The 22,364-nt window shown below is 64.5% G+C and carries 15 protein-coding genes and 2 pseudogenes; 6 read left to right on the forward strand and 11 right to left on the reverse strand.

Annotation, left to right across the window (positions count from 1 at the left end; genetic code table 11):
- Window positions 1-389, reverse strand: a 389-nt coding sequence (locus CC207_RS27550; RefSeq protein WP_256582070.1) for a DUF1028 domain-containing protein, incomplete at its 3' end; no start/stop codon positions are given.
- Window positions 390-675: 286 nt separating this feature from the next.
- Between CC207_RS27550 and CC207_RS11315 the strand changes: the two genes are divergently transcribed.
- The gene (locus tag CC207_RS11315) at window positions 676-1,992 is read left to right on the forward strand and encodes an NAD(P)/FAD-dependent oxidoreductase (protein ID WP_036985833.1); all 1,317 of its coding nucleotides are present in this window, start codon (window positions 676-678) and stop codon (window positions 1,990-1,992) included.
- Window positions 1,992-2,408: a RidA family protein gene (locus CC207_RS11320; RefSeq protein WP_028689357.1), complete on the forward strand. Its 417-nt coding sequence runs from the start codon at window positions 1,992-1,994 to the stop codon at window positions 2,406-2,408. Before CC207_RS11315 ends, CC207_RS11320 begins: the two co-directional genes overlap by 1 nt.
- A gap of 95 nt (window positions 2,409-2,503) precedes the next feature.
- On the opposite strand, the gene CC207_RS11325 is transcribed toward CC207_RS11320, so the two are convergent.
- The 6 genes from CC207_RS11325 to CC207_RS11350 form a co-directional block, all read right to left on the reverse strand.
- On the reverse strand, window positions 2,504-3,391 hold the full coding sequence (locus CC207_RS11325) for a pirin family protein (protein WP_088852106.1): 888 nt from the start codon (window positions 3,389-3,391) through the stop codon (window positions 2,504-2,506).
- 189 nt (window positions 3,392-3,580) lie between these two features.
- Entirely contained in the window at window positions 3,581-5,218 is a 1,638-nt protein-coding gene (gene pgm / locus CC207_RS11330) for a phosphoglucomutase (alpha-D-glucose-1,6-bisphosphate-dependent) (RefSeq protein ID WP_088852107.1), read from the reverse strand.
- Between the two features lie 79 nt (window positions 5,219-5,297).
- Entirely contained in the window at window positions 5,298-7,553 is a 2,256-nt protein-coding gene (locus CC207_RS11335; RefSeq protein ID WP_088852108.1) for an ATP-dependent DNA helicase, read from the reverse strand.
- Entirely contained in the window at window positions 7,550-9,205 is a 1,656-nt protein-coding gene (locus CC207_RS11340; RefSeq protein ID WP_088852109.1) for a VRR-NUC domain-containing protein, read from the reverse strand. Before CC207_RS11340 ends, CC207_RS11335 begins: the two co-directional genes overlap by 4 nt.
- Before the next feature lie 116 nt (window positions 9,206-9,321).
- Complete coding sequence (locus tag CC207_RS11345; protein WP_069017759.1) at window positions 9,322-10,722, reverse strand: hypothetical protein; 1,401 nt, start codon at window positions 10,720-10,722, stop codon at window positions 9,322-9,324.
- A gap of 191 nt (window positions 10,723-10,913) precedes the next feature.
- Window positions 10,914-11,936 (reverse strand): zinc-dependent alcohol dehydrogenase family protein, encoded by a 1,023-nt coding sequence (locus CC207_RS11350; protein ID WP_062573758.1) that lies wholly within the window; start codon window positions 11,934-11,936, stop codon window positions 10,914-10,916.
- A gap of 207 nt (window positions 11,937-12,143) precedes the next feature.
- Here CC207_RS11350 and CC207_RS11355 point away from each other — a divergent pair, with 207 nt between their 5' ends.
- Entirely contained in the window at window positions 12,144-13,058 is a 915-nt protein-coding gene (locus CC207_RS11355; protein ID WP_028689350.1) for a LysR family transcriptional regulator, read from the forward strand.
- Between the two features lie 153 nt (window positions 13,059-13,211).
- Window positions 13,212-14,078: pseudogene (locus CC207_RS11360) on the forward strand (tyrosine-type recombinase/integrase); the annotation flags it as partial.
- 147 nt (window positions 14,079-14,225) lie between these two features.
- Here the strand turns inward: CC207_RS11360 and CC207_RS11365 are convergent.
- Both CC207_RS11365 and CC207_RS11370 read right to left on the reverse strand, forming a co-directional pair.
- Window positions 14,226-15,995: an acyl-CoA dehydrogenase C-terminal domain-containing protein gene (locus tag CC207_RS11365; RefSeq protein ID WP_028689349.1), complete on the reverse strand. Its 1,770-nt coding sequence runs from the start codon at window positions 15,993-15,995 to the stop codon at window positions 14,226-14,228.
- 99 nt (window positions 15,996-16,094) lie between these two features.
- On the reverse strand, window positions 16,095-17,717 hold the full coding sequence (locus CC207_RS11370; protein ID WP_062364358.1) for an acyl-CoA synthetase: 1,623 nt from the start codon (window positions 17,715-17,717) through the stop codon (window positions 16,095-16,097).
- A 181-nt stretch (window positions 17,718-17,898) separates the two neighbouring features.
- On the opposite strand from CC207_RS11370, the gene CC207_RS11375 reads away from it, so the two are divergent.
- A complete protein-coding gene (locus CC207_RS11375; protein WP_036985830.1) occupies window positions 17,899-19,323 on the forward strand; it encodes a sensor histidine kinase in 1,425 nt (474 codons plus the stop codon).
- Window positions 19,320-19,976, forward strand: a complete 657-nt coding sequence (locus CC207_RS11380; RefSeq protein WP_069017762.1) for a response regulator transcription factor — start codon at window positions 19,320-19,322, stop codon at window positions 19,974-19,976. The genes CC207_RS11375 and CC207_RS11380 overlap by 4 nt, the downstream gene beginning before the upstream one ends.
- 327 nt (window positions 19,977-20,303) lie before the next feature.
- Here the strand turns inward: CC207_RS11380 and CC207_RS11385 are convergent.
- Together CC207_RS11385 and CC207_RS11390 are read right to left on the reverse strand one after the other, a co-directional pair.
- Window positions 20,304-20,458 (reverse strand): annotated as a pseudogene (locus CC207_RS11385) (transposase); the annotation flags it as partial.
- A gap of 100 nt (window positions 20,459-20,558) precedes the next feature.
- Window positions 20,559-22,193, reverse strand: a complete 1,635-nt coding sequence (locus CC207_RS11390; RefSeq protein ID WP_088852111.1) for a BCCT family transporter — start codon at window positions 22,191-22,193, stop codon at window positions 20,559-20,561.
- Window positions 22,194-22,364 lie beyond the last annotated feature (171 nt).

The raw sequence follows: 22,364 nt of genomic DNA on the forward strand, positions 1-22,364 counted from the left end.
ACCATGGCCTCGATCACCGCCCGCGACGACAGCAGGTTGCCGGCCGCGGCGCATTGTTCGCCGGCCACGGCGTTGTGCACGCCCAGGGCCTCCTTGCCGGTGAACAACGCTACCTGGCCCTGGCTGTCGATCACCGTGACCTGGCGATACTCGCTCCAGCCATTGGCGCTCAGCACCCGGTCCAGTGCCGCGGCGGGCGGCAGCTGGCCCTGCTCGAGGGCGTCGAGGATCTGCGGGCCGAGGGCCGGCAGGGTGATGTTCTGGGTGGCCACGGCACCGACCCCGGCCCGCACCCATGGGCAGCGGGCGCCGACGGCGATGCTCGATGAACTGATGGCGATGCCGACCTGGCCGGTTTCCTGGCAGCGGCCGATGATGGAGAAGGTCATGGTGCAGCTCCTGTGTTGGGGTTACCGGCATTCTCGGTGGGCCCCGGGAGCTGCGAAACCAACATTTTCCTCGGCACTGGGCAGGAAAAAACTAAGGCCGCTCCACAGGGTCCTGCGCAATCCCTAGAAACCGCTGCAGCCCATTGCCAGCAGAGCCTTCGCCAATTTATCGGCAAGCCCCAACTAAATACTATTTTCGCGATTTCCCGCCCATCCCTAGTCTGGCCCCAGGCAAAGGCGGTCCCCACCGACCTGAACAAGAACGCCGCTGAAGAAGGGCTGGGACATGACACTGAACAACATCGAAATCGACACCCTCGTGGTCGGCGCCGGCCAGGCCGGCGTGGCCATGAGCGAACACCTGAGCAAGCTCGGCGTGCCACACCTGGTGCTGGAGCGCAAGCGCATCGCCGAGGCCTGGCGCACCGGACGCTGGGATTCGCTGGTGGCCAACGGGCCGGTCTGGCACGACCGCTTCCCGGGCCTGGAATTCGACCTCGACGCCGACGCCTTCGCCGGCAAGGACCAGGTCGCCGACTACTTCGAGCAGTACGTGCGCAAGTACAACCTGCCGGTACGCACCGGGGTCGAGGTGAGGAAGGTGGTGCGCAACGCCGACCGCCCGGGCTTCACCATCGACACCAACCAGGGCGTGATCCGCGCCAACCGCGTGGTGGCCGCCACCGGCCCGTTCCAGCGCCCGGTGATCCCGGCCATCGCGCCAAAGGACGAAGGCCTGCACCAGATCCACTCCGCCGCCTACTTCAACCCGCAGCAACTGCCTGAGGGCGCGGTGCTGGTGGTCGGCGCCGGCTCTTCCGGGGTGCAGATCGCCGAGGAACTGATGCGTGCCGGGCGCCAGGTGTACCTGTCGGTCGGCGCCCATGACCGTCCGCCGCGCAGCTACCGCAACCGCGATTTCTGCTGGTGGCTGGGCGTGCTCGGCGAGTGGGACGCGGAGATCGCCAAGCCCGGCCGCGAGCACGTGACCATCGCCGTGTCCGGCGCCCGCGGCGGCCACACCGTGGACTTTCGCGCCCTCGCCCACCAGGGCATGACCCTGGTCGGCCTGACCCAGTCGTTCGAGGGCGGCGTGGCCCGTTTCCAGGACAACCTGGCCGAGAACATCAACCGCGGCGACGAGAACTACCTGGCCCTGCTGGACGCCGCCGACGCCTATATCGAACGCAACGGTCTGGACCTGCCGGAGGAGCCCGAGGCCCGCAAGCGCCTGCCGGACCCGGCCTGCGTCAGCCAGCCGCTGCTGGAACTCAACCTCGCCAAGGCCAACGTCAGGAGCATCATCTGGGCCACCGGCTATGGCGTGGATTTCAGCTGGTTGCAGGTGGACGCCTTCGACGCCAACGGCAAACCGCAACACCAGCGCGGCGTATCGAAGGAGCCGGGCGTGTACTTCCTCGGCCTGCCCTGGCTGTCGCGCCGCGGCTCGTCATTCATCTGGGGCGTGTGGCACGACGCCAAGCACGTCGCCGGCCACATCGCCACCCAGCGCACCTACCTGGCCTACCGCGACCGCGAGCAGCGCGCGGCGGATGAGCAGCAACCCTCGATCAGCAACGTCAGCACCTTCGGAGCCCTCTGATGCCTACCCACACTCGCATCCGCATGTTCAACACCAAGGCCACCTACCCCAACCAGACCCTGGACAACGACCTGTGCCAGGCTGTGCGGGCCGGCAACACCATCTACGTGCGCGGTCAGGTCGGCACCGACTTCGAAGGCCGGCTGGTGGGCCTGGGCGACCCACGGGCCCAGGCCGAGCAGGCGATGAAGAACGTCAAGCAGCTGCTCGAAGAAGCGGGCTCGGACCTGTCGCATATCGTCAAGACCACCACCTACATCACCGACCCGCGCTTCCGCGAGCCGGTGTACAAGGAAGTGGGCAAGTGGCTCAAGGGGGTGTTCCCGATTTCCACCGGGTTGGTGGTGGCGGGGTTGGCCCAGGCTGAGTGGCTGATGGAAATCGACGTGATCGCGGTGGTGCCGGATCAGCCGTGATCCCTTGAAAAAGCAATCGCCGGCAAGCCGGCTCCCACAGGGATCGCGCAGATCCTGTGGGTGCCAGCTTGCCGGCGATTGGAGTCAACGCTTTGTTATTGTCGGGCGCCGCGCTCGACGCCGCCCATCTGCCCGAACCGCCCGGCCTGGAAATCATCGAACGACTCGGCGATTTCCGCCTGGCTGTTCATCACGAACGGCCCGTAGCCAACGATGGGTTCGTCGATCGGCTCGCCGCTGAGCAGCAGCACGCTGACCTCCTCCACCGCCTCGAGGCGCACATCGCTGCCATCGCGCTCCAGCAGCACCAGGCTGGCCGGGCCGGCCTCGCGCTCGTCGTTGACCCGCAGGTTGCCGCGCAGCACCACCAGCGCGGCATTGCGCCCGGCGGCCAAGGGCAGTTGCAGTGTCGCGCCGGCCTTCAGCCGCAGGTCCCAGACGTCCATCTCGGTGAAGGTGCGCGCCGGCCCCTGATGATTCAGGTAGCGTCCGGCAATCACCCGCAGGCTGCCCGCCTCGCCTGCCAGCGCCACCACGGGAATGTCGTTGGCCAACAGCGTCTGGTAACCCGCCGCGGCACGCTTGTCCTTGGCCGGCAGGTTGACCCACAGTTGCACCATCTCCAGGGTGCCGCCACTACGGGCAAAGGCCGGGGAATGGAACTCCTCGTGGATGATGCCGCCCGCGGCGGTCATCCATTGCACATCGCCCGGACCGATCAGGCCGCCGGCGCCGGTGGAGTCACGGTGCTCCAGTTCGCCCTGGTAGACGATGGTCACCGTCTCGAAGCCGCGATGCGGATGCTGGCCGACGCCACGCCTGGCCGTGGTCGGGGTGAAGTCGTGGGGGCCGGCGTAGTCCAGCAGCAGAAACGGGCTGATGTGCCGGGCCAGGTGGTCGTAGGTGAACAGGCTGCGCACCGGGAAGCCGTCGCCCACCCAGTGAGCGTGGGGGCTGCGGTGGATACCCTGGATGTTTTTCATGAGAAGCCTCCTGTTTGATGGCTATCACCTTACAGATGAGACTAATGATTCGGTAGGCAGCAAAAACAGCACTGCTCGTTCCACAAACGGAACAATCAAAGGCATCGCGGGGCAAGCGCGCTCCCACAAGGCCAACGTACATGGGCCTTGTGGGAGCGGGCTTGCCCCGCGATTGGCTTCAACGGACGATCAGGCGATCGCCGCGTCCACCAGCACCTGGGCTTCGGCCACCAGGCGCTTGAGGTGCGCCTCGTCGATGAAGCTCTCGGCGTAGATCTTGTAGATGTCCTCGGTGCCCGAAGGACGAGCGGCGAACCAGCCGTTCTCGGTCATCACCTTCAGCCCGCCGATGGCCTGATTGTTGCCCGGCGCGTGGCTGAGGATCTGCTGGATCGGTTCGCCGGCCAGCTCGGTGGACTTGACCTGCTCCGGCGCCAGCTTGCTCAGCAGCGCTTTCTGCCGCGCGTCGGCCTTGGCCTCGACGCGGGTGGCGTAAGGCTTGCCCAGCTTGGCGGTGAGGTCGGCGTAGATCTGGCTCGGGTTGCGCCCGGTACGAGCAGTCATTTCGGCCGCCAGCAGCGCTGGAATCAGGCCGTCCTTGTCGGTGGCCCAGACGCTGCCGTCCTTGCGCAGGAACGAGGCGCCGGCGCTCTCCTCGCCGCCAAAGCCCAGCGAGCCGTCGAACAGGCCTTGGGCGAAGAACTTGAAGCCAACCGGCACTTCGTACAGGTCACGGCCCAGCGCGGCGGTGACCCGGTCGATCAGGCCACTGGAGACCACGGTCTTGCCCACGGCCGCGTCTCTACGCCATTGCGGGCGGTTGCGGTACAAGTAGTCGATGGCCACGGCCAGGTAGTTGTTCGGTTGCAGCAGGCCATCGGCAGTGACGATGCCGTGACGGTCGTGGTCGGGGTCGCAGGCGAAAGCCACGTCGAAGCGCTCGCGCAGGCCGATCAGGCCCTGCATGGCGTACGGCGAGGATGGGTCCATGCGGATCTGGCCGTCCCAGTCGACGGTCATGAAGCGGAAGGTCGGGTCGACCTCGGTGTTCACCACTTCCAGGTTCAGCTGGTAGCGCTCGGCGATGGCCGACCAGTAGCGCACCCCGGCGCCGCCCAGTGGATCGACGCCCAGGCGCAAGTTGGCGCCACGGATTACCTCGAAGTCGATGACGTTTTCCAGGTCGGCGACGTAGCTGCTGACGTAGTCGTGACGCTGGGTGGTGGGTGCCGCCAGCGCCTGCTTGTAGTCCATGCGCTTGACACCGGCCAGGTTCGCCGCCAGCAGCTCGTTGGCCTTGGCCTCGATCCACTTGGTCACGTCGCTGTCGGCCGGGCCGCCGTTGGGCGGGTTGTACTTGAAGCCGCCGCTCTGCGGCGGGTTGTGCGACGGTGTGATGACGATGCCGTCGGCGAGGCCCTGCTGGCGGCCACGGTTGTAGCAGAGGATAGCGTGGGACACCGCCGGGGTCGGGGTGTACTCGTCATCCTGGCTCAGCATCACCTGCACGCCGTTGGCGGCCAGCACTTCCAGGGCGCTGGCCGCGGCCGGCGCCGACAGCGCGTGGGTGTCGGCGCCGATGAACAGTGGGCCATCGATGCCCTTTTCCTGGCGATACAGGCAGATAGCCTGGGTGATCGCCAGCACGTGGTACTCGTTGAAGCTCAGATCGAACGACGTGCCGCGGTGGCCCGAGGTGCCGAAGGCCACGCGCTGGGCCGCAACCGCGGCGTCGGGACGGCCGGTGTAGTAGGCGGTCAACAGGCGGGGAATATCGACCAGCACGCTGGCCGGAGCCGGCTTGCCTGCCAAAGGACTGAGCGTCATGCGGAACCTCGAAATCAACAGAAGTAGGTGTTGGAACGCGCAGTGTACTGGGAGTTTCAGCGCCAGGCGATGGCGGCGTTCACCCCAGTTGCCACCAGCTGGGGAACATCTGCCGCACCCGGGGCTCGGCGAAGCGTTCGTCGATCAGCATCAGCACGCCACGGTCCTGGTCGCCGCGGATCACCCGGCCGGCGGCCTGGATCACCTTGCGCACGCCCGGGTACAGGTACGCGTAGTCGAAACCGGCGCCGAACTGGCGGCCCAGGCGCTGCTTGAACTGCTCGTTGACCGGGTTGACCTGGGGCAGCCCGAGGGTGGCGACGAAGGCGCCGATCAGGCGCGTGCCGGGCAGGTCCACGCCCTCGCCGAAGGCGCCGCCGAGCACGGCGAAGCCCACCCCCTGCCCGTGCTCCACGAACCGCGCCAGGAAGGCCTCGCGCCCGGCCTCGTCCATGCCGGGCGCCTGGCACCAGATCGGCAGTACCGGATAGCGCTCGGCCAGCAGTCGCGCCACCTGCTCCAGGTATTCGAAACTGCTGAAAAAGGCCAGGTAGTTGCCCGGCTGGCGGGTGAACTGGGCGGCGATGAGTTCGACAATCGGCGCAAGCGACGCCTGGCGCTGCTGGTAGCGGGTGGACACCTCGCTGACGATGCGCACCTGCAACTGCTCGGCGCGGAACGGCGCGGCGACCTCCAGCCAGGCCGTGTCGGCGGGCATGCCCAGCAGGTCGCTGTAGAAGTGCCGCGGATTGAGCGTGGCGGAAAACAGCGTGACGCTGCGCGCCGCGCTCATTCGCGGCCCCAGCAGCCGCGCCGGCACCACGTTGCGCAGGCACAACGTGGCCAGGCGCCGCCCCCGTGGGCCGTTGCGCGGGCTGATATCGAACAGGAAGTGCTCATCGAACAGCTCGGCGATGCGGCTGAACTGCAGGGCCTGGAAGAAGAACTCCAGCACCTTGGGCTCGACCTCGGCGGGCGCCTGGTTCATGCGTTCCTGGATCAGCCCGATGCATTGCTGCAGGGCACGCAGGAAGGCGTCCGGCAGTTGTTCGCTGGCTTGATACGGCGCCACCTGGGCCTTGTACAGCGCGTTCCACTGCCGGTTGAGTCGGTCGAGGGCACTGCCGAGTCCGGCCGGCTTGCTCTGGCGCAGTGCCAGCAACTGGCCCTGGTCAAGGCTGGCACTGTACATCTGCCGTCCCCGCTCCACCAGGTTGTGCGCCTCGTCCACCAGCACCGCCGTGCGCCATTGGTTGGCCTGGGCCAGGCCGAACAGCAGGGCATGAGCGTCGAAGTAGTAGTTGTAGTCGGCCACCAGCAGGTCGACCCAGCGCGCCATTTCCTGGGCCAGGTAATAGGGGCAGACCTGATGCGCCAGGGCCACCTCGCGCAGGTTGGCGCGGTCGAGCAGCGGCACCTGCGCGGCGGCTTCGCGGGCGGCCGGCAGGCGCTCGTAGAAACCTCGCGCCAAGGGGCAGGACTCACCATGGCAGGCGTTTTCGGGGTGCTCGCAGGCCTTGTCGCGGGCGATCAGTTCAAGGCTGCGCAGCGCCGGCTGCGGCGACGCCCGGGTGATCTGGCGCAGTGCATCGAGGGCCAGGGCCCGGCCCGGGGTCTTGGCGGTGAGAAAGTAGAGCTTGTCCAACTGCTGCGGCACCACGGCCTTGAGCAGCGGAAACAGGGTGCCGAGGGTCTTGCCGATACCGGTGCTGGCCTGGGCCATCAGACAGCGGCCGGTGCTCACGGCCTTGTACAGCGTCTCGGCCAGTTGGCGCTGGCCCTGCCTGAATTCGGGATAGGGAAATGTCAACGCGCCAAGATCCCGGTCCCGCTCGCTCAGCCGCTGCTCTTGCGCCTGCGCCCAGGCCAAAAAACGCTGGCACTGGGTCTCGAAGAAGCGCTTCAGGTCATCGGCTTGATAACCCTCGCTGATCAGCGTCTGGCCATCACTGTCGACATCGAGATAGACCAGCGCCACATCGATCGCCGGCAACTGCCGGGCCTGGCACAGCAACCAGGCGTAGACCTTGGCCTGGGCCCAGTGCAGTTGACGATGGTTGTCGGGCTGCCGGGCCAGGTCGCCGCGGTGGGTCTTGATTTCCTCCAGACGGTTGCGCGCCGGGTCGTAGCCATCGGCGCGGCCGCGTACCCGCAGCCCCTGGTACTCGCCCTCCAGCGCCACCTCCGACTCATAACCAGCGGCGCGCCGCGCCACCACCCGACGGTGCCCGGCGATGCCCTCCTGGGCGGTGGGCGACGGGGTGAAACGCAGGTCGAGGTCGCCGACCTTGGCGCTGAACTCACACAGTGCGCGCACGGCCACGGTGTAGCTCATACCGATACGCCCCCCTTCCAACGCACATGGCACACCGCGACCGGCAGACCGTGGGCATGGCAGAACTCGAGCCAGCGCAGTTGGTTGTCCTGCAGGCGATCGCCCGGCCCCTTGACCTCAACCATGCGGTAACCGCCCTGCCCCGGCCAGAACTGGATCAGGTCAGGCATGCCGGCGCGGTTGGCGCGGATATCCTGCAGCAGGCGCAGGAAGCAGGCCTTCAGGTGCGCGGGCGGCAGGTAGTCGAGTGCCTGTTCGAGCAGCGCCTCATCGAGCATCTGCCAGAACACGAAAGGCGACTGCAGGCCCTTCTTGGCCTGGAAGCAGTCAAGGATGGCCTGGCGATGACTGCCATCGTCCAGGCGCCCGAGGCAGACGTCGAACAGTGCCGCGCGGCGCTGCTGGAAGTCGACGTCGTGCAAGTCCTGAGGCCCGCTCTGGAACGGGTGGAAGAACGCCCCCGGCACCGGGGCGAAGACCGCCTCCCAGCACAGCAGGCCGAACAGACTGTTGAACAGGGAGTTCTCGACATAGTGAACACTGCCGCCTTCCTGCTCCAGGTGCTGACGCACCGCCTCTTCCACTCCCAGTGACGCAAGTTCCGTCGGCAGTTCCAGTTCGATCAGCATCACCGCCTCGCTGCGCCGGCGCGGCTGTGCCGGACCGCCCAGCTTGCGCACCAGGCGTGGCAGCAGGCGTTCCAGGGCCTGACGCTCCAGGGCGTTGGCGGGTGCCAGGGCCATATGCTGGGCCAAAGCGTGAGCCTGCGGCCATTGCTCGCTGCGCTCGTAGACCCGGACCTGGCGGATACGTGCCTCGGGGTGCGCGCACTCGGCGTAGATCCCCAGTGCCAAGTCCCAGTCCCCCAGGCGCTCGCATTGCTGGCCGAGGCTGAACAGCAGGCGCGCCCGGCGCCTGGCCAGCCAGGGGTTGCTGTCGTCGAATCCGTCCAGCGCCGCGAGCAGCTCGGCAGGCGCGGCGCCCTGCTCCAGACGCTCGGCACACTGGTGCAGGGCGATGGCCAGATCGACCTCGGAGCGCTGGCGCAAGGCCCGCGAGTCGTCGCTGAACGCCACCTGTTCATAGCGGAACACGCCCAGGTCGGCCAGCACGAAGTCCGACCAGCTCTGGTAGAGGTTGCCGAAGAACAGCAGGCGCAGACGGTCGCACAACGGCTGCCGGCGCCAGTGCAGGATCCGCACCGGGAAACCGGGACACCACTGGGCCAGCGGGCCTGGCGGCAAGCCCAGGGCCTGCAACTGCTCCAGCAAGTCGCCCTTGCCAGCGCGCGGGCGGGGAAGCCGCCCTGCGAAGCATGTCGCCAGCTCGTCCTTGCGCAGCAACGCCCACAGTTGCTCCACCGTCACCGGCGCATCGTCGACCACCCAGCCCAGCACCAGCAACGGCGCCAGAGCCGCCTCGGTTTCGCCGATCTCGGCATAGGCGAGCTTGTCGCTGCGAAACAGCTCGCCCTTGCGCATGACCATGCGCACCAGCACAGCTTGGCTGGGTACCGGCAGTTGGCTGAAAACCTGGATGAATCCATGCTCGTTGCGGTCCAGCAGGTCGGCATAGCGCTGCCCGACCCAGCTCAGGACCTGGCGAAAGTTGTGCAGGTAGTACAGGGGATCATCGACGGAGTGGGCGATCACGGTGCAAGTCAGGTGTGATGAACAAGCACTGGTTATACATACAGGCCGCAGTCGTGGGCAAGCGCGCTGGATCGACGGTCACGCGATCAGTACTCGTGCTCGCCACGACAACAGGACTAATCGACCGCGCGCAATGGCGCAAAGCCGCCGCTCGGACTGGCTGACAGGGGCCGCAACCACTGATCGCGCCGGCCCAACAGCTGGAACAGGCGCCGGGCGTGGAGGCTGAGCGTGCCAGCATACACCCCCCGCAGTTGCGTGAGCTGCAGGCCACTGGTTTCAACCAGCCACTGGCTAACCGGTTCCGGGCAAGGGAGCCCCTGCAAGGCGCGGTGCAGATACGGCAGCGCGACACGCATCCCTGGATGACAGCGCAGCACAAAGGTCTCTAAGTTGTGCCCCTGCGCCTCGAACGGGGTGAACAGCTGGCAGACCAGTTGCGCCTCGTTCACGTCATAGGCGCCAGCCAGGCGTGCCTGTGCCTCGCTGCGCAAGGCCCGCCCCTGTGGCCAGGCAACCGACGGTTGGCCAAAACGCTGGAAGAACGCCTGCGTGCCTTCGCGATAGCTGCGCTGATTCAGGTACTGCGCCTTGAGCCCATGCAGGTGGGCCAACGGCAAGGGATCGAACAGCCCTGACGGCCCCTGGGCGTGCCTGCCCAGGGCGTCCTGCCGGCCGAGCATGCGGTCCAGCAGCTCACCGTCGTCCGGGTGGCGCAACAGGTCCTCAACCATCACCAGCCGCGGCTCGCCGCCAGGCTGGCGCAGCACGGGTGAAGTCGGCGGTTGCCAGGGATCGGCCAGCACCTTGCCTAACTGCTCGAGGCCCGCTGCCAGCACATTGTGGGGCGTCAGGGCGTGGGCCACCTCCACGGTATGGCGCAGGCAGCGCCGCCCCCAGGCCAGCAGGCGATGGCGTTGAGCGAACGGCTCGGCGCTGATCAGGATCTGCTCGCCGGCCTCCTCCATCAGTGCCTGGCCCAAGCCGTTAGCCAGCTCCAGGTAACCCCTGGCACCGAGCAGCGCGTCCGGCTGACCGCCGACCAGATGACCGAACAGCAGCCAGGCGTTGCCCGTCTCGGTCAGTTGTTCGGCCGAGCAGGCCTGGCGAGCGCCGAACGGGCCGAGCCGCCCGCCATCCGCACGCAGTAGCTCTACCCGCGGGTCGTCGTGCAGGAACAGCGCGCTGAAACAGCGGTCGTGAAGGGCAAGGGCGGTGTCGTCGAGGGTTGGCAAACGGGCCGCCAGCACCCGCAGGCGGAAGGTGGCACCATGGCGCAGGGCGATGCTCAACTGCGCGGCGCGCAGGCAGGCCAGCAGGTGCGCGCTGCGTCGGTCAACGCCGTGCAGCACCAGCACCCGGACGTTACCGACGTATTCCTGGCCGCCGGCGACGACCAGCAATCGCTGGACCAACAGCTGCACCGAGGCGCGCTGGGCCTGGGTCATGTGCTCCAGCAGGCGCTGCAGGACTTGCTGGTAGACATAATGCATGGCTTGGTCGTGAGTCTCGGTCATGCTATCGCTCCATCTCCCTGACGGCTTCGAGTTGAAGTCCGATTCTGGCAGATGAATAGCAAACCGAGCTTGAAGGAAACCTCCCAAACCCCAGTAGGACATTTAGCAAAAACTGGCTGATGTCTCAGCCCTGCAGGCTGCACGCTCCCCTGCGGGAGCGTGAATATCCTGAGAGCTTCTTCATCGCCCGATCAGTGCGCCCCCATGTCCAGCACCACCCGCCCACCACACGGACACTCGTCCATGTGCCGGTGCGCCTCGACCACCTGCTCGAACGGATACACCTTGATGATCTGCGGCGTCAGCAGTTGGTCGGCGGTGAACTGGTTGATGTCGCGCAACGCACGCTGCAGGGCCACCTGGTCCTGGGCGATGCCCAGCTCCGGCTTGCCGGTGAAGTTGCCGATGCAGTGCACATGGAACTGGATGTTTTTCTGGAACGCCGCGCAGGCCGGGAACGGCGTCTGGTTGCCGCCCTGCAGGCCGTACAGCACCAGGCTGCCACGCGGTGCCAGGACATCGCCGAGCAGTGACATCTGTGGGCCACCCATGCCGTCAAGGACCATGTCCACGCCACGCCCATCGGTGTACTTGCCGATCTGCATCAGCAGGTCCTGTTCCTCGGTGACGATCACCTTGTCCGCGCCCAGCCCCAGCAGGTACTCGCGCTGCTCGGGCTCCTTGGTGGCGGCGATCACCTTCAACCCCAGGGCCTTGCCCAGTTGCACGAAGGCCGGCCCCGCGCAGTGGCTGGCATCGGTGACCAGCGCGGTCTGCCCGGCCTTGGCCCGGGCCAGGTCGACGTAGGCGAAATAGGCGATCAGCAGGGGCGTGTAGTGCACGCTGGCCTCAATCGGGGTCAGCACATCCGGGTAACGGGTGATGGCGCTGCGCGGCAGGACGATCACGTCGCCGTAAACCGGGTGGTCGTTGGCGCTGGTGGCCGGGAAGCTGGCGACCCGATCGCCCACCGCGATATCGTCCACACCCTCGCCCACGGCGGTAACCACGCCGGCCATCTCGTGGCCGATACCGGCCGGCAGCCGCGCCTGGGACGGCGCCAGGTTCTGCCGCCAGAGCACGTCGTACCAGCTGACGCCGATCGCCTCGACGCGGATCTGCACCTCGCCTGCAGCCGGGGACGGTTCGGCCTGCTCCTCGCATCGGAGCACATCGGCTTGGCCGAACTTGTGGAAACGGATCATGCGGGACATCGCATACCTCGCCTGTGTGAATCTCGTATTACCACGGACTTTATCCGGGCTTTCACGGTTGGACCATCAGTGGCTGTTAATAGTCGACATGCCTGTCATTGATTGGGCCCCTGACAATTCTGTGCATTGGCACCCGGAAATCGGTGCAGGGTACCAGCCTTTGGCCTTAAGATTCACCCCTGCCCCACTTCTGGCGAGCCGCATCGAATGAATCGTAACGACTTGCGTCGCGTAGACCTCAACCTGTTGATCGTGTTCGAAACGCTCATGCACGAACGCAGCGTTACCCGCGCCGCCGAGAAACTGTTCCTCGGCCAGCCGGCGATCAGCGCCGCGCTTTCGCGCCTGCGCAACCTGTTTGACGACCCGCTGTTCGTGCGCACCGGCCGCAGCATGGAACCGTCGGCACGGGCCCACGAAATCTTCGCCCTGCTGTCGCCGGCGCTGGACTCGATCTCCACCGCCGTCAGCCGCGCCGCCGAGTTCGACCCGGCGACCAGCAACGCGGTGTTCCGCATCGGTCTGTCGGACGACGCCGAATTCGCCCTGCTGCCGCAGCTGCTCAAGCGCATCCGCGCCGAAGCCCCCGGCATCGTCCTGGTGGTGCGCCGGGTCAACTACCTGCTGATGCCCACCCTGCTGGCCTCGGGCGAGATCTCGGTGGGCGTGAGCTACACCAGTGAACTCCCCGCCAACGCCAAGCGCAAGGTGCTGCGCCGCAGCATGCCCAAGCTGCTACGCGCCGACAGCATGCCCGGCAGCATCACCCTGGATGACTTCTGCGCCCGCCCCCATGCCCTGGTGTCATTCGCCGGCGACCTCTCGGGGTTCATCGACGAGGCGCTGGACGAGATCGGCCGCAAGCGTCATGTGGTGCTGGCGGTGCCGCAGTTCAACGGATTGGGGAGTTTGCTGGCGGGGACCGATATCGTCGCCACGGTGCCGGACTACACCGCCGATGCGCTGACCGCGGCGGGTGGGTTGCGCGCGGAAGACCTGCCGCTGGAGGTGCGCAGCTTCGAGCTGCACATGGCCTGGCGCGGGGCGCAGGACAATGACCCGGCGGAACGGTGGTTACGCTCGCGGATTCAGATGTTTTTCGGCGACCCCGACAGTCTCTGACCGAGTTCCCCCAAGCGCCATAAAGCCTTTAAATTCATATAGTTAGAAATATTCTCCATCCATAGCCATCCGTCAGAATCCACTCAATTCCAGCTTGACTGGGGGTATCTCGGGGGTACATCAAGCCCAGATTAAAAAAGATATCCCCACACCATGCCCCCCGACAAACCACCTCCTTTCCTTCCAAAGCTCAGCGATGCCTTCATCCGTTCGCTGACCACACCAGGAAAGTACGCCGATGGCGACGTACCGGGTCTGTATCTACAGGTGCTTGCCTCGCTCAAGCCTGGCAAGTCACCCTCCCGGCACTGGCGACTGAAGTACCGTCTTCGCGGCAAGGAAAACGTATTCGTGATCGGCAGGTATCCGGATGTGGGCTTGAAGGAAGCCCGTGAGCTCGCCCGGACAGCGCGCAATAGCGTGGCCAATCACATCGACCCACTCAAAGCAAAAAAAGCCAAGATCGAGGCACAATGGCTCAACGAGGCGCGTACGTTTGCCTACGTGGCCGAAGAGTGGATGAATTTCAAATCTCCGGATTTGGTCAGCAAGTCCATTGCAGGGTTTCGCGGCGCACTGCGCAATCACATCTTGCCGGCCATCGGCGAAAAACCAGTCACCGAGATCAGACTTGAACACATCACTTCGATCATCAATACGCTGCGCCGTGCTCGGACGATGGCCATGGCCAAGCGCGTTCGCACCATCATTCGCGCCGTACTCGGCTTCGCTGAAGGCAGGGGCTGGGTGGAACGCAACGTGGCGCTGAGCAACACCGAGGAGCTCAAGATCCGCCACGTAGTCACCAGCAATCCAGCGATCGAACGACCGGCAGATTTGGGTCAGTTCCTGTTGCGCCTGGATGAACTAGATGCGAGCAGCGTGACCACCGCAATGCGCCTGCTGGTGATGCTGCCAGTGCGCCCGGGCGAACTTGTCAAAATGCGCTGGGAGGATGTCGATCTGATCAGCGCCGACTGGCGCTACGTGGTCAGCAAGACGCGGCACCTAGACAAGAGCAATCCACGGCCAGCATGACACGATCATCAATGGCGCCAGCAGTATCATGGCCTTGCCCGTTACGGCGTTCTAAGTCGCACTGCCAGCGTCCGGGTCGCCCTGCCTCAGGGCAACCCGGACGCTGGCAATTTCCACTCCAAGCACGCCTCAGAACTGCTCGGGCGACATTTTATACAAGCTCTGGCTACCCGCTTTGATGCTGTCCTCCAGAGCCTGGGTACGAGGCAACAACCGCTGGAAAAAGAACTCCGCGCACGCCAGCTTGGCGCCATGGAAAGCCGGATCCTCGGCCTGCAGCGCCTGCGCGGTGTTGGCCATGCGCGCCCACATGTAGGCGTAGGCGGTCAGGCCGAACAGGTGCAGGTACTCCACCGCCGAGGCGTTGACCAGGTTCGGTTCGTCACTTGCCTGTACCTGCAGCCATTGGCTGACGCGCTCCAGGCGCACCAGTGCTGCCAACAGCGCTTCCCGGTGCAGCGGAGCATCGACGCACCAGGCACGGATTTCCGCTGCCAGGCCAGCCAAGGCCTGGCGGCCGTCGGCCAGCACCTTGCGCCCGAGCAGGTCGAGCGCCTGGATGCCGTTGGTGCCCTCGTAGATCTGCGCGATGCGCACGTCCCGCACTCGCTGCTCCTGGCCCCACTCGCGAATATAGCCGTGGCCGCCGAACACCTGCTGGCCGAGCACGCAGCTCTCCAGGCCATTGTCGGTGAAGAACGCCTTGGCCACTGGCGTGAGCAACGCTACCTGGCGCTGCGCCCGTTCGCGCTCGCCGGCATCCTCGGCGTAGCGGGCGATGTCCAACTGCTGGCCGACATACACGGCGAAGGCGCGGCCGCCCTCGGTGAGGGTGCGCATAGTCAGCAGCATGCGCCGCACATCGCCATGCACGATGATCGGGTCGGCGCTGCGCTCTGGGGCTTGCACACCGGCCGCCGAGCGGCTCTGCAGACGCTCGTTGGCATAGCCCGCAGCGCTCTGGTAAGAGGCCTCGGCGCAGCCGATGCCCTGGATGCCAATGGACAGCCGCTCGTAGTTCATCATGGTAAACATCGCGGCCAGGCCCTTGTTCGACTCACCGACCAGGTAACCCTCGGCCTGGTCGAAGTTCATCACGCAGGTGGCCGAGGCCTTGATGCCCATCTTGTGCTCGATCGAGCCACAGTGGGCCGGATTGCGCGCCCCCAGGCTGCCGTCGTCGTTCACCAGGTACTTGGGCACCAGGAACAGCGAAATGCCCTTGGGCCCGACCGGCGCATCCGGCAGCCGCGCCAGCACCAGGTGGACGATGTTCTCGGTGAGGTCCTGCTCACCGCCAGTGATGAAGATCTTGCTGCCGCTGATGCGGTAGCTGCCGTCGGCCTGGGGTTCGGCGCGACTGCGGATCAGGCCCAGGTCGGTGCCGGCTTGGGGTTCGGTCAGGCACATGGTGCCGGCCCAGCGGCCTGCGTACAGCGGCGGCAGGAAGGTGGCCTTGAGCCTCGCGCTGGCATGGGCGTCGATGGCCAGGCAACTGCCGGCGGTGAGGGCCGAGTACAGGCTGAAGCTGCTGTCGGCGGCGTACATCATCTCCTCGAACAGCACGCCGAGCATCTTCGGCATGCCCATGCCGCCGTGCTCGGGGTTGCCGCCCAGGCCCACCCAGCCGCCTTCGCGGTAGGTGCGCCAGGCCTCGCGGAAACCGTCGGGGGTGCGCACCTGGCCGTTGGCGAACTGCACGCCCTGTTCATCGCCGTTGCGGCTGAGCGGGGCGATCAGCTGGCCGGTTAGCCTGGCGGCTTCTTCGAGGATGGCGTCGGCGGTGTCGGCGTCGACCCGCTCAGCCAGGGCCGGCAGATGGGCCCACAAGGCAGGGCCGTGGAAGACGTCCTTGAGAATGAAGCGCATGTCACGCAGGGGGGCGGTGTAGGTGGTCATCTCAGGCTCGCGGTTAGGCTTTGGGTTTTGAGTTGGCAGGCCCGGCCTCATCGCCGGCAAGCCGGCGATGCGGCCGCACTGGCCGCTGTGGCTGAACGCTCAGAGCGCCCGGGCGCGGTCGCGCAGCACGTACTTCTGGATCTTGCCGGTACTGGTCTTGGGCAATTCGCCAAACACCACGGTCTTGGGCATCTTGAAGCCAGCCAGGTGTTCGCGACACCAGGCGACGATCTCGCCTTCGCGGGTGGCACCGTGGCCGTTCTTGAGGGTGACGAAGGCGCAGGGCGTCTCGCCCCATTTCTCGTCGGGGCGGGCGACCACCGCGGCCTCGAGCACGGCGGGATGCTTGTACAGGACGTCCTCGACCTCGATGGTGGAGATGTTTTCGCCGCCGGAAATGATGATGTCCTTGAGTCGATCCTTGATCTCGACGTAGCCGTCGGCATGCCACACCGCCAGGTCACCGGTGTGGAACCAGCCGCCGCGGAAGGCCTCGGCGGTGGCCTCGGGATTCTTCAGGTACCCCTTCATCACCGTATTGCCGCGCATGAAGATCTCGCCCAGGGTATTGCCGTCGCGCGGCACCGGTTCCAAGGTCTGCGGGTCGGCGACCATCAGGCCGTCCAGGGTCGGGTAGCGCACGCCCTGGCGCGACTTGATCCGCGCCCGCTCTTCCAGGGTCAAGGCATCCCATTGCGCGTGCCAGGCGCACACCGTCACCGGGCCGTAAACCTCGGTCAGACCATAGGTGTGAGTGATGTGAATGCCCATCTCCTCAACCGCGCCGATCACCTTGGCCGGTGGCGCCGCGCCGGCAACCATCGCCTGAACCGGGTGCTCGATGGCGGCCTTGGCGCTCTCGGGCATGTTGACCAAGGCGTTGAGCACGATCGGTGCGCCGCACAGGTGGCTGACCCGGTGCTCGCGAATCAGGGTGAGGATTTTCTGCGGATCGACCCGGCGCAGGAACACATGGGTGCCGGCCAGGGCGGTAATGGTCCAGGGGTAGCACCAACCGTTGCAGTGGAACATCGGCAGGGTCCACAGGTACACCGGGCGGTGGCCCATGGCCCAGGTCATCTGGTTGCCGATGGCGTTGAGGTAGGCGCCACGGTGGTGATAGACCACGCCCTTGGGGTTGCCGGTGGTGCCGGAGGTGTAGTTGAGCGAGATCGCCTGCCATTCGTCCTCGGGCCATTCCCAGGCGAACTCGGGGTCGCCTTCGGCCAGCAGGGCCTCGTAGTCCAGATCGCTGACCGGCTGGCCTTCGCCATATTCCGGGTCGTCCACATCAATCACCAGAGGTGGGTGTTCGAGCAAGGCCAGGGCGTCCTTGATGACGCCGTGGAACTCGCGATCACCGATCAGCACCTTGGCCTCACCATGACGCAGCATGAAGGCAATGGCCTCGGCGTCCAGGCGAACGTTGAGGGTGTTGAGCACGGCGCCGATCATCGGCACGCCGAAGTGCGCTTCGAGCATGGCGGGAATGTTCGGCAACATCACCGCCACCGTGTCGCCGCGACCCACGCCACGGCCCTGCAGGGCACTGGCCAGGCGCCGGCAACGGGCATAGGTTGCGGCCCAGTCGCGGCGGATGGCGCCATGGATCACGGCCGGGTACTGGCCATACACTGCGGCGGTGCGTTCGATGAAGCTGAGTGGCGTCAGGGCGACGTGGTTGACCGGTGCGGGCATCAGGCCCTGGGAGAATATCGACATGCGCGGGTCCTGTAGTGGAGGCAGGCGCGCGCTGTGCGCAAGCCCCCGGTGGCTGATTGTTAGCTCTGATCAGGGTGTGGGAGGCGTTTTCCTCCCTGTCGCTTTTTTACGCGAACCGCTATCGTATCTGGAAGATCGACTATAGCAATATGGTAAAACTACTATAAAAGAGCCTTTTATCGTGATCGCCACCTGCTCTCCCCTGCTCGCCCTGGACCCACAACCCAGCCTGCTGCTGGCCGCTGACGCCAGCCCCGTGCAGCTCAATCCTGCCTGCGAGGCCTTGGTTCGCCAGGGGCCGCCCCTGGCGCAATGGCTGCCCGCCAACCATGTCGAGCTGGTACGCGCCAGCCTGAAGCAAGGCCGGGCCATCAGCGAGGTCGAGGCCGAGGCCAACGGGCGCATCCTGCTCTGGACCTTCATTCCCGATGACCAACACCAACAGGTACTGGCGCGCTGCCGCGACGCCAGCGCCGAACGCGGTGGCGAGCGCGAAGCCAGTCGCGCGCGAAGGCTGTACCGGCTGATCACCGAGAACACCACCGACCTGATCTCGCGGCACAGCCCGGACGGACGCTTTCTCGATGCCACCCCTGCCGCGTTCCGCCTGCTCGGGCTGTGGCCCGAACAACTGCGCGGCAGCCTCGTGCGTGGTCTTCTGCACCCGGGCGAGCGCCTCCAGGCCTTGCTGCAGGCCGGCACCGCGCTGGACGCGGACGGCTACCACACCATGACCTGTCGCGTGCGGCATGCCGATGGCCGCTATCGCTGGTTCGAAATCGCCTGCAGGGCGATCCGCGAGACCTACACCGGCGCCGTGGTGGAGATCGTCGCCGTGTCCCGCGACATCACTCTGCGCATCGAGGCCCAGGAAACCCTGGCCCACAGCGCCCGGGTCGCCACCCTGGGCGAGCTGGCCTCGGGTATCGCCCACGAGATCAACCAGCCACTGGCCGCGGTGCTCAACTACAGCAATGCCAGCCTGCGCTACCTGAGCAACCTGGAGCACGATCCCCAGGCGCGGGACCGGGTCGAGCAGGGGCTGCAGCGCATCAACGCCCAGGCCACCCATGCCGCCGAGGTTATCCGTCGCCTGCGCGCCTTCCTGCGCAAGGGTCCACGCCAGCTGCAGGCACTGGAGATTGGCGAAGTGATCGAGGAAGCCATGCGCCTGTGCGCCTGGGAAGCGGCTGGCGCGCAGGTGCGTATCGAGCAACGCCTGGGCGGGCAGTTGCCGAGGGTGAACGCCGACCGGGTACTGCTGGAGCAGGTCCTGCTCAACCTTCTGCGCAACGCCATCGAAGCCAATCGTGAGCAGCATTCCAGCCAACCATCACGTATATTTCTCACGGCAGAGCGCCAAGGCGATTGGCTGCAGATCGAAGTGGCAGATCAGGGATGCGGTGTCCCTGCTGAACGCCTCGATGAGATCTTCACCCCGTTTATCACCAGCAAGCCCGAGGGGCTTGGGCTTGGCCTGTCGATGAGCCGAAGTATTGTCGAAGGCTTTGGTGGCAACCTGCATGCGCGTGCCTATGAGTCAGGTGGTCTGGTGCTGTGCTGCCGCCTGCCGACCAATAACCTCAGGAGCGACAACCGGCGATGAAGCCAAGGGTTTATGTGATCGACGATGATCAGGGCATGCTCGACTCGACGGTCTGGCTGCTGGAGTCGGTAGGCCTCGAGGCCGTGCCTTTCACGAACGGCCAGGCCTTTCTGGATGCGGCAGACCTGAGCGGGCCGGCTTGTGTATTGCTTGATGTGCGCATGCCTGGCATGGGTGGGCTGGCTGTACAGGAAGCGCTGCAAAAACGTGATATCAAGACCTCGGTCATCTTTGTCAGCGCCCATGCCGATGTGCCGATTGTCGTGCGCGCATTCAAATCCGGTGCCTGCGACTTCATCGAAAAGCCCTACAACGATCAACTGTTGCTGGACAGCGTTCAGGCAGCGCTGCAGCAAGCAGGGAGCTCACTGGCTGGCATGACGGAGCTTGCCTCGGTTCAGGAGCGCATCAACGCCCTCACCCCGCGAGAGCAGGATGTCTTCATCCCGCTGGTGCAGGGGTTCAGCAACCGGGAGATTGCCGAACACCTCGATGTCAGCACCAAGACCATCGATCTCTATCGAAGCCGCGTGATGAAACGAATGCAGGCCGAGAGCTTGCCAGCGCTTGTCGGTATGGCCATTGCTTGTGGGCAGATCGATGCACTCAGTCTTCGTGTCAAGCCAGACGAGAATATCAGTGAGCTCGGATGATTTGTACAAACTGAATCGACCTCGGTTTCGTAGATACCCCGAACAGCTGCAAAGGGTCGATAGCAGCCCTTCGTGAAATGCATTCCAATAGGAATTCCGCCTTGTCCCGTCTTCGACCACTCAACCGTGGAGGTACACTGAAGTCCAGCGAGCGCCTGTACGAAAGTTGTCAGAAATCGCCATTCTCGATCGCGCATTCTACTGGGGGTATCGCGGGTATTTTTGGGGGTAAATTTCTGATTTTTCTACCCGCAAAACCCGCGCTAGAGACCTGTCCAAATGTTCTTCGGCGACCCTGAAAGTCTTTAGGGGCTTCGCGCACGCTTGTTATGCGCTGTACGAAAAGTAATGTCGTAAACACCGCCGCCAGCAAGCCACATAATTATCACTGCGAAGCCTTCCGCTAGCTTGCAATAGCGTGTACCCAGGCGGCGGAGCTCCTTCAACCAACCAAATAGCCGTTCGATAGCGTTCCGCTGCTGTTAACAGAATCCTTAGAGTCCGGCATACATATGCTGGGTGGAAAGGAAGAGCCCAGAAAATTCTGGGTTCTTCCTAGTAAGCAGAAAAATAGAAATCTTGCTATCTAGCCTCTGGGTGTATCGTAATCAAGACAGTATCAGCAGTCTGTCGCTGGTCCATTTCAGGAGTCTTGTCAAGCGTTAGCGCGTCGTCCAAAACAACTTCGGTCGTTCCTAGTGCATGCCCAAGATCTGCACGAATCATGCGAAGCAGTGACCAAGCCAGTACGCCAAGTACGGGAATCAATGGCAGTGCGACGACGATGGTAGATGTTTGCACAGCCTTCAACCCGCCCACCTTGAGAAGCCCGATGCCGATGACCGCCAGCAACAGCGCCCATACAATTCGCAGCCAGCGCTGAGGCTCCTCATAACCACTGAGTTCTTTCGATGTCACCGAAGCAAGCACATAGGCCGCCGAATCAAGCGTTGTCGCCAGGAACACAAAGCAAAGGAGCACGAACGCTGCAATAGCAATACCCGAATAGGGCATGGTTTTCAAAATGGCGAGCACCGCCGCAGGGATACCTTGCGCGGTCAAGATGGCGCTGATATCCAACTCACCACTGAGTTGCAGATTAAGTGAGTACCCGCCCCAGACTGCGAAGAATACCCAGCACCCCAGGCTGCCCCACACAAGCTCGGCCAGAATCAGTTCCTTGATCGTTCGCCCCCGGGAAATTCGGGCGACGAACAAGCCCATCATGGGTGCATAGGCAATCCACCAGGCCCAATAGAAAATTGTCCAGTCCTGAGGGAAAGAACCCTTGGCAACCGGATCCGTCCACAAGCTCATGTGAATGAAGTTATTGATCATCAGGCCCAGGCTGTTTGCCCAGCCGTTGATCAGCAGCAGCGTGGGGCCCACGACGGCCGCGAACAACAGCAGTGCAAACGCCAGGTAGACGTTGATATCACTGAGAATCTTGATCCCTTTGCTCAGTCCGAACCACACACTCATGCCGAACATCAGTGTCCAGAGCGCCAGCACACCCATGTCGAATGCGAAGGACTGCTGAATACCGAAGATGTCACCCGCCAAGGTCGAAACCAGCGGAACGGCCAGGCCGAGGGAAGTGCCCACGCCACCCACGATCCCGAACACCACCACCGTATCCAGTGTAAGGCCCAGCCACCCGTTGGACTTCTCACCCAGCACACCACGGGCAGCCACGGACAATCTCACCCCTGGCTGCCGGCGTACATACATCGAATAGGCAATCGGCAAGGCTGGCAGGCAATAGAATGCCCATGGGGTCAGGCCCCAATGGAACTGTCCGTAAGTCAACGCCCACTCTGCCGCTTCCCGACTGTGAGCCGCGACATTCAAAGGAGGGCCGTTGAAATAATAAATCGGCTCAACCCAGGCCCAATTGACAATCGCGATGCCGATACCGCCACAAAAAATCATGGCGACCCAGCTGAAATAGGAAAATTCTGGCGCGTCACTCTTTCGCCCAAGGCGTATATTTCCATAGCGCCCGAACGCCATCCACAACAGAAACGCGACCGTCATCAGGCCTGAAACCAAGTAGAGCCAGCCAAACTTGCCGGTGGCAAACGCAAACATTTGATTGATCACTGCATTTCCAGCCTCGGGAAATGCAATAAGCGGAATTGTGACGCCAAGTATCACTGCAATGGATGGCCAAAACACCCGCCCATCCATCGACGCACCTTCTTTCAACGTACTCATTTGGCATACCTCCTCAGAACGTTTCGACTCAACACCAAACACCTGTTGAATACAGATAGGTCAAGCACGAACTGCAAACCTTGCTCGAACAGACCTCGTCCCTTGAAGAAATGAAAGGCCACCCGCCTTTCCCGAACATATATTGTGCTTATTATTCATATTCGCCTCTAG

It is taken from the genome of Pseudomonas sp. DrBHI1, from assembly GCF_002205115.1.
GTDB lineage: Bacteria > Pseudomonadota > Gammaproteobacteria > Pseudomonadales > Pseudomonadaceae > Aquipseudomonas > Aquipseudomonas mosselii.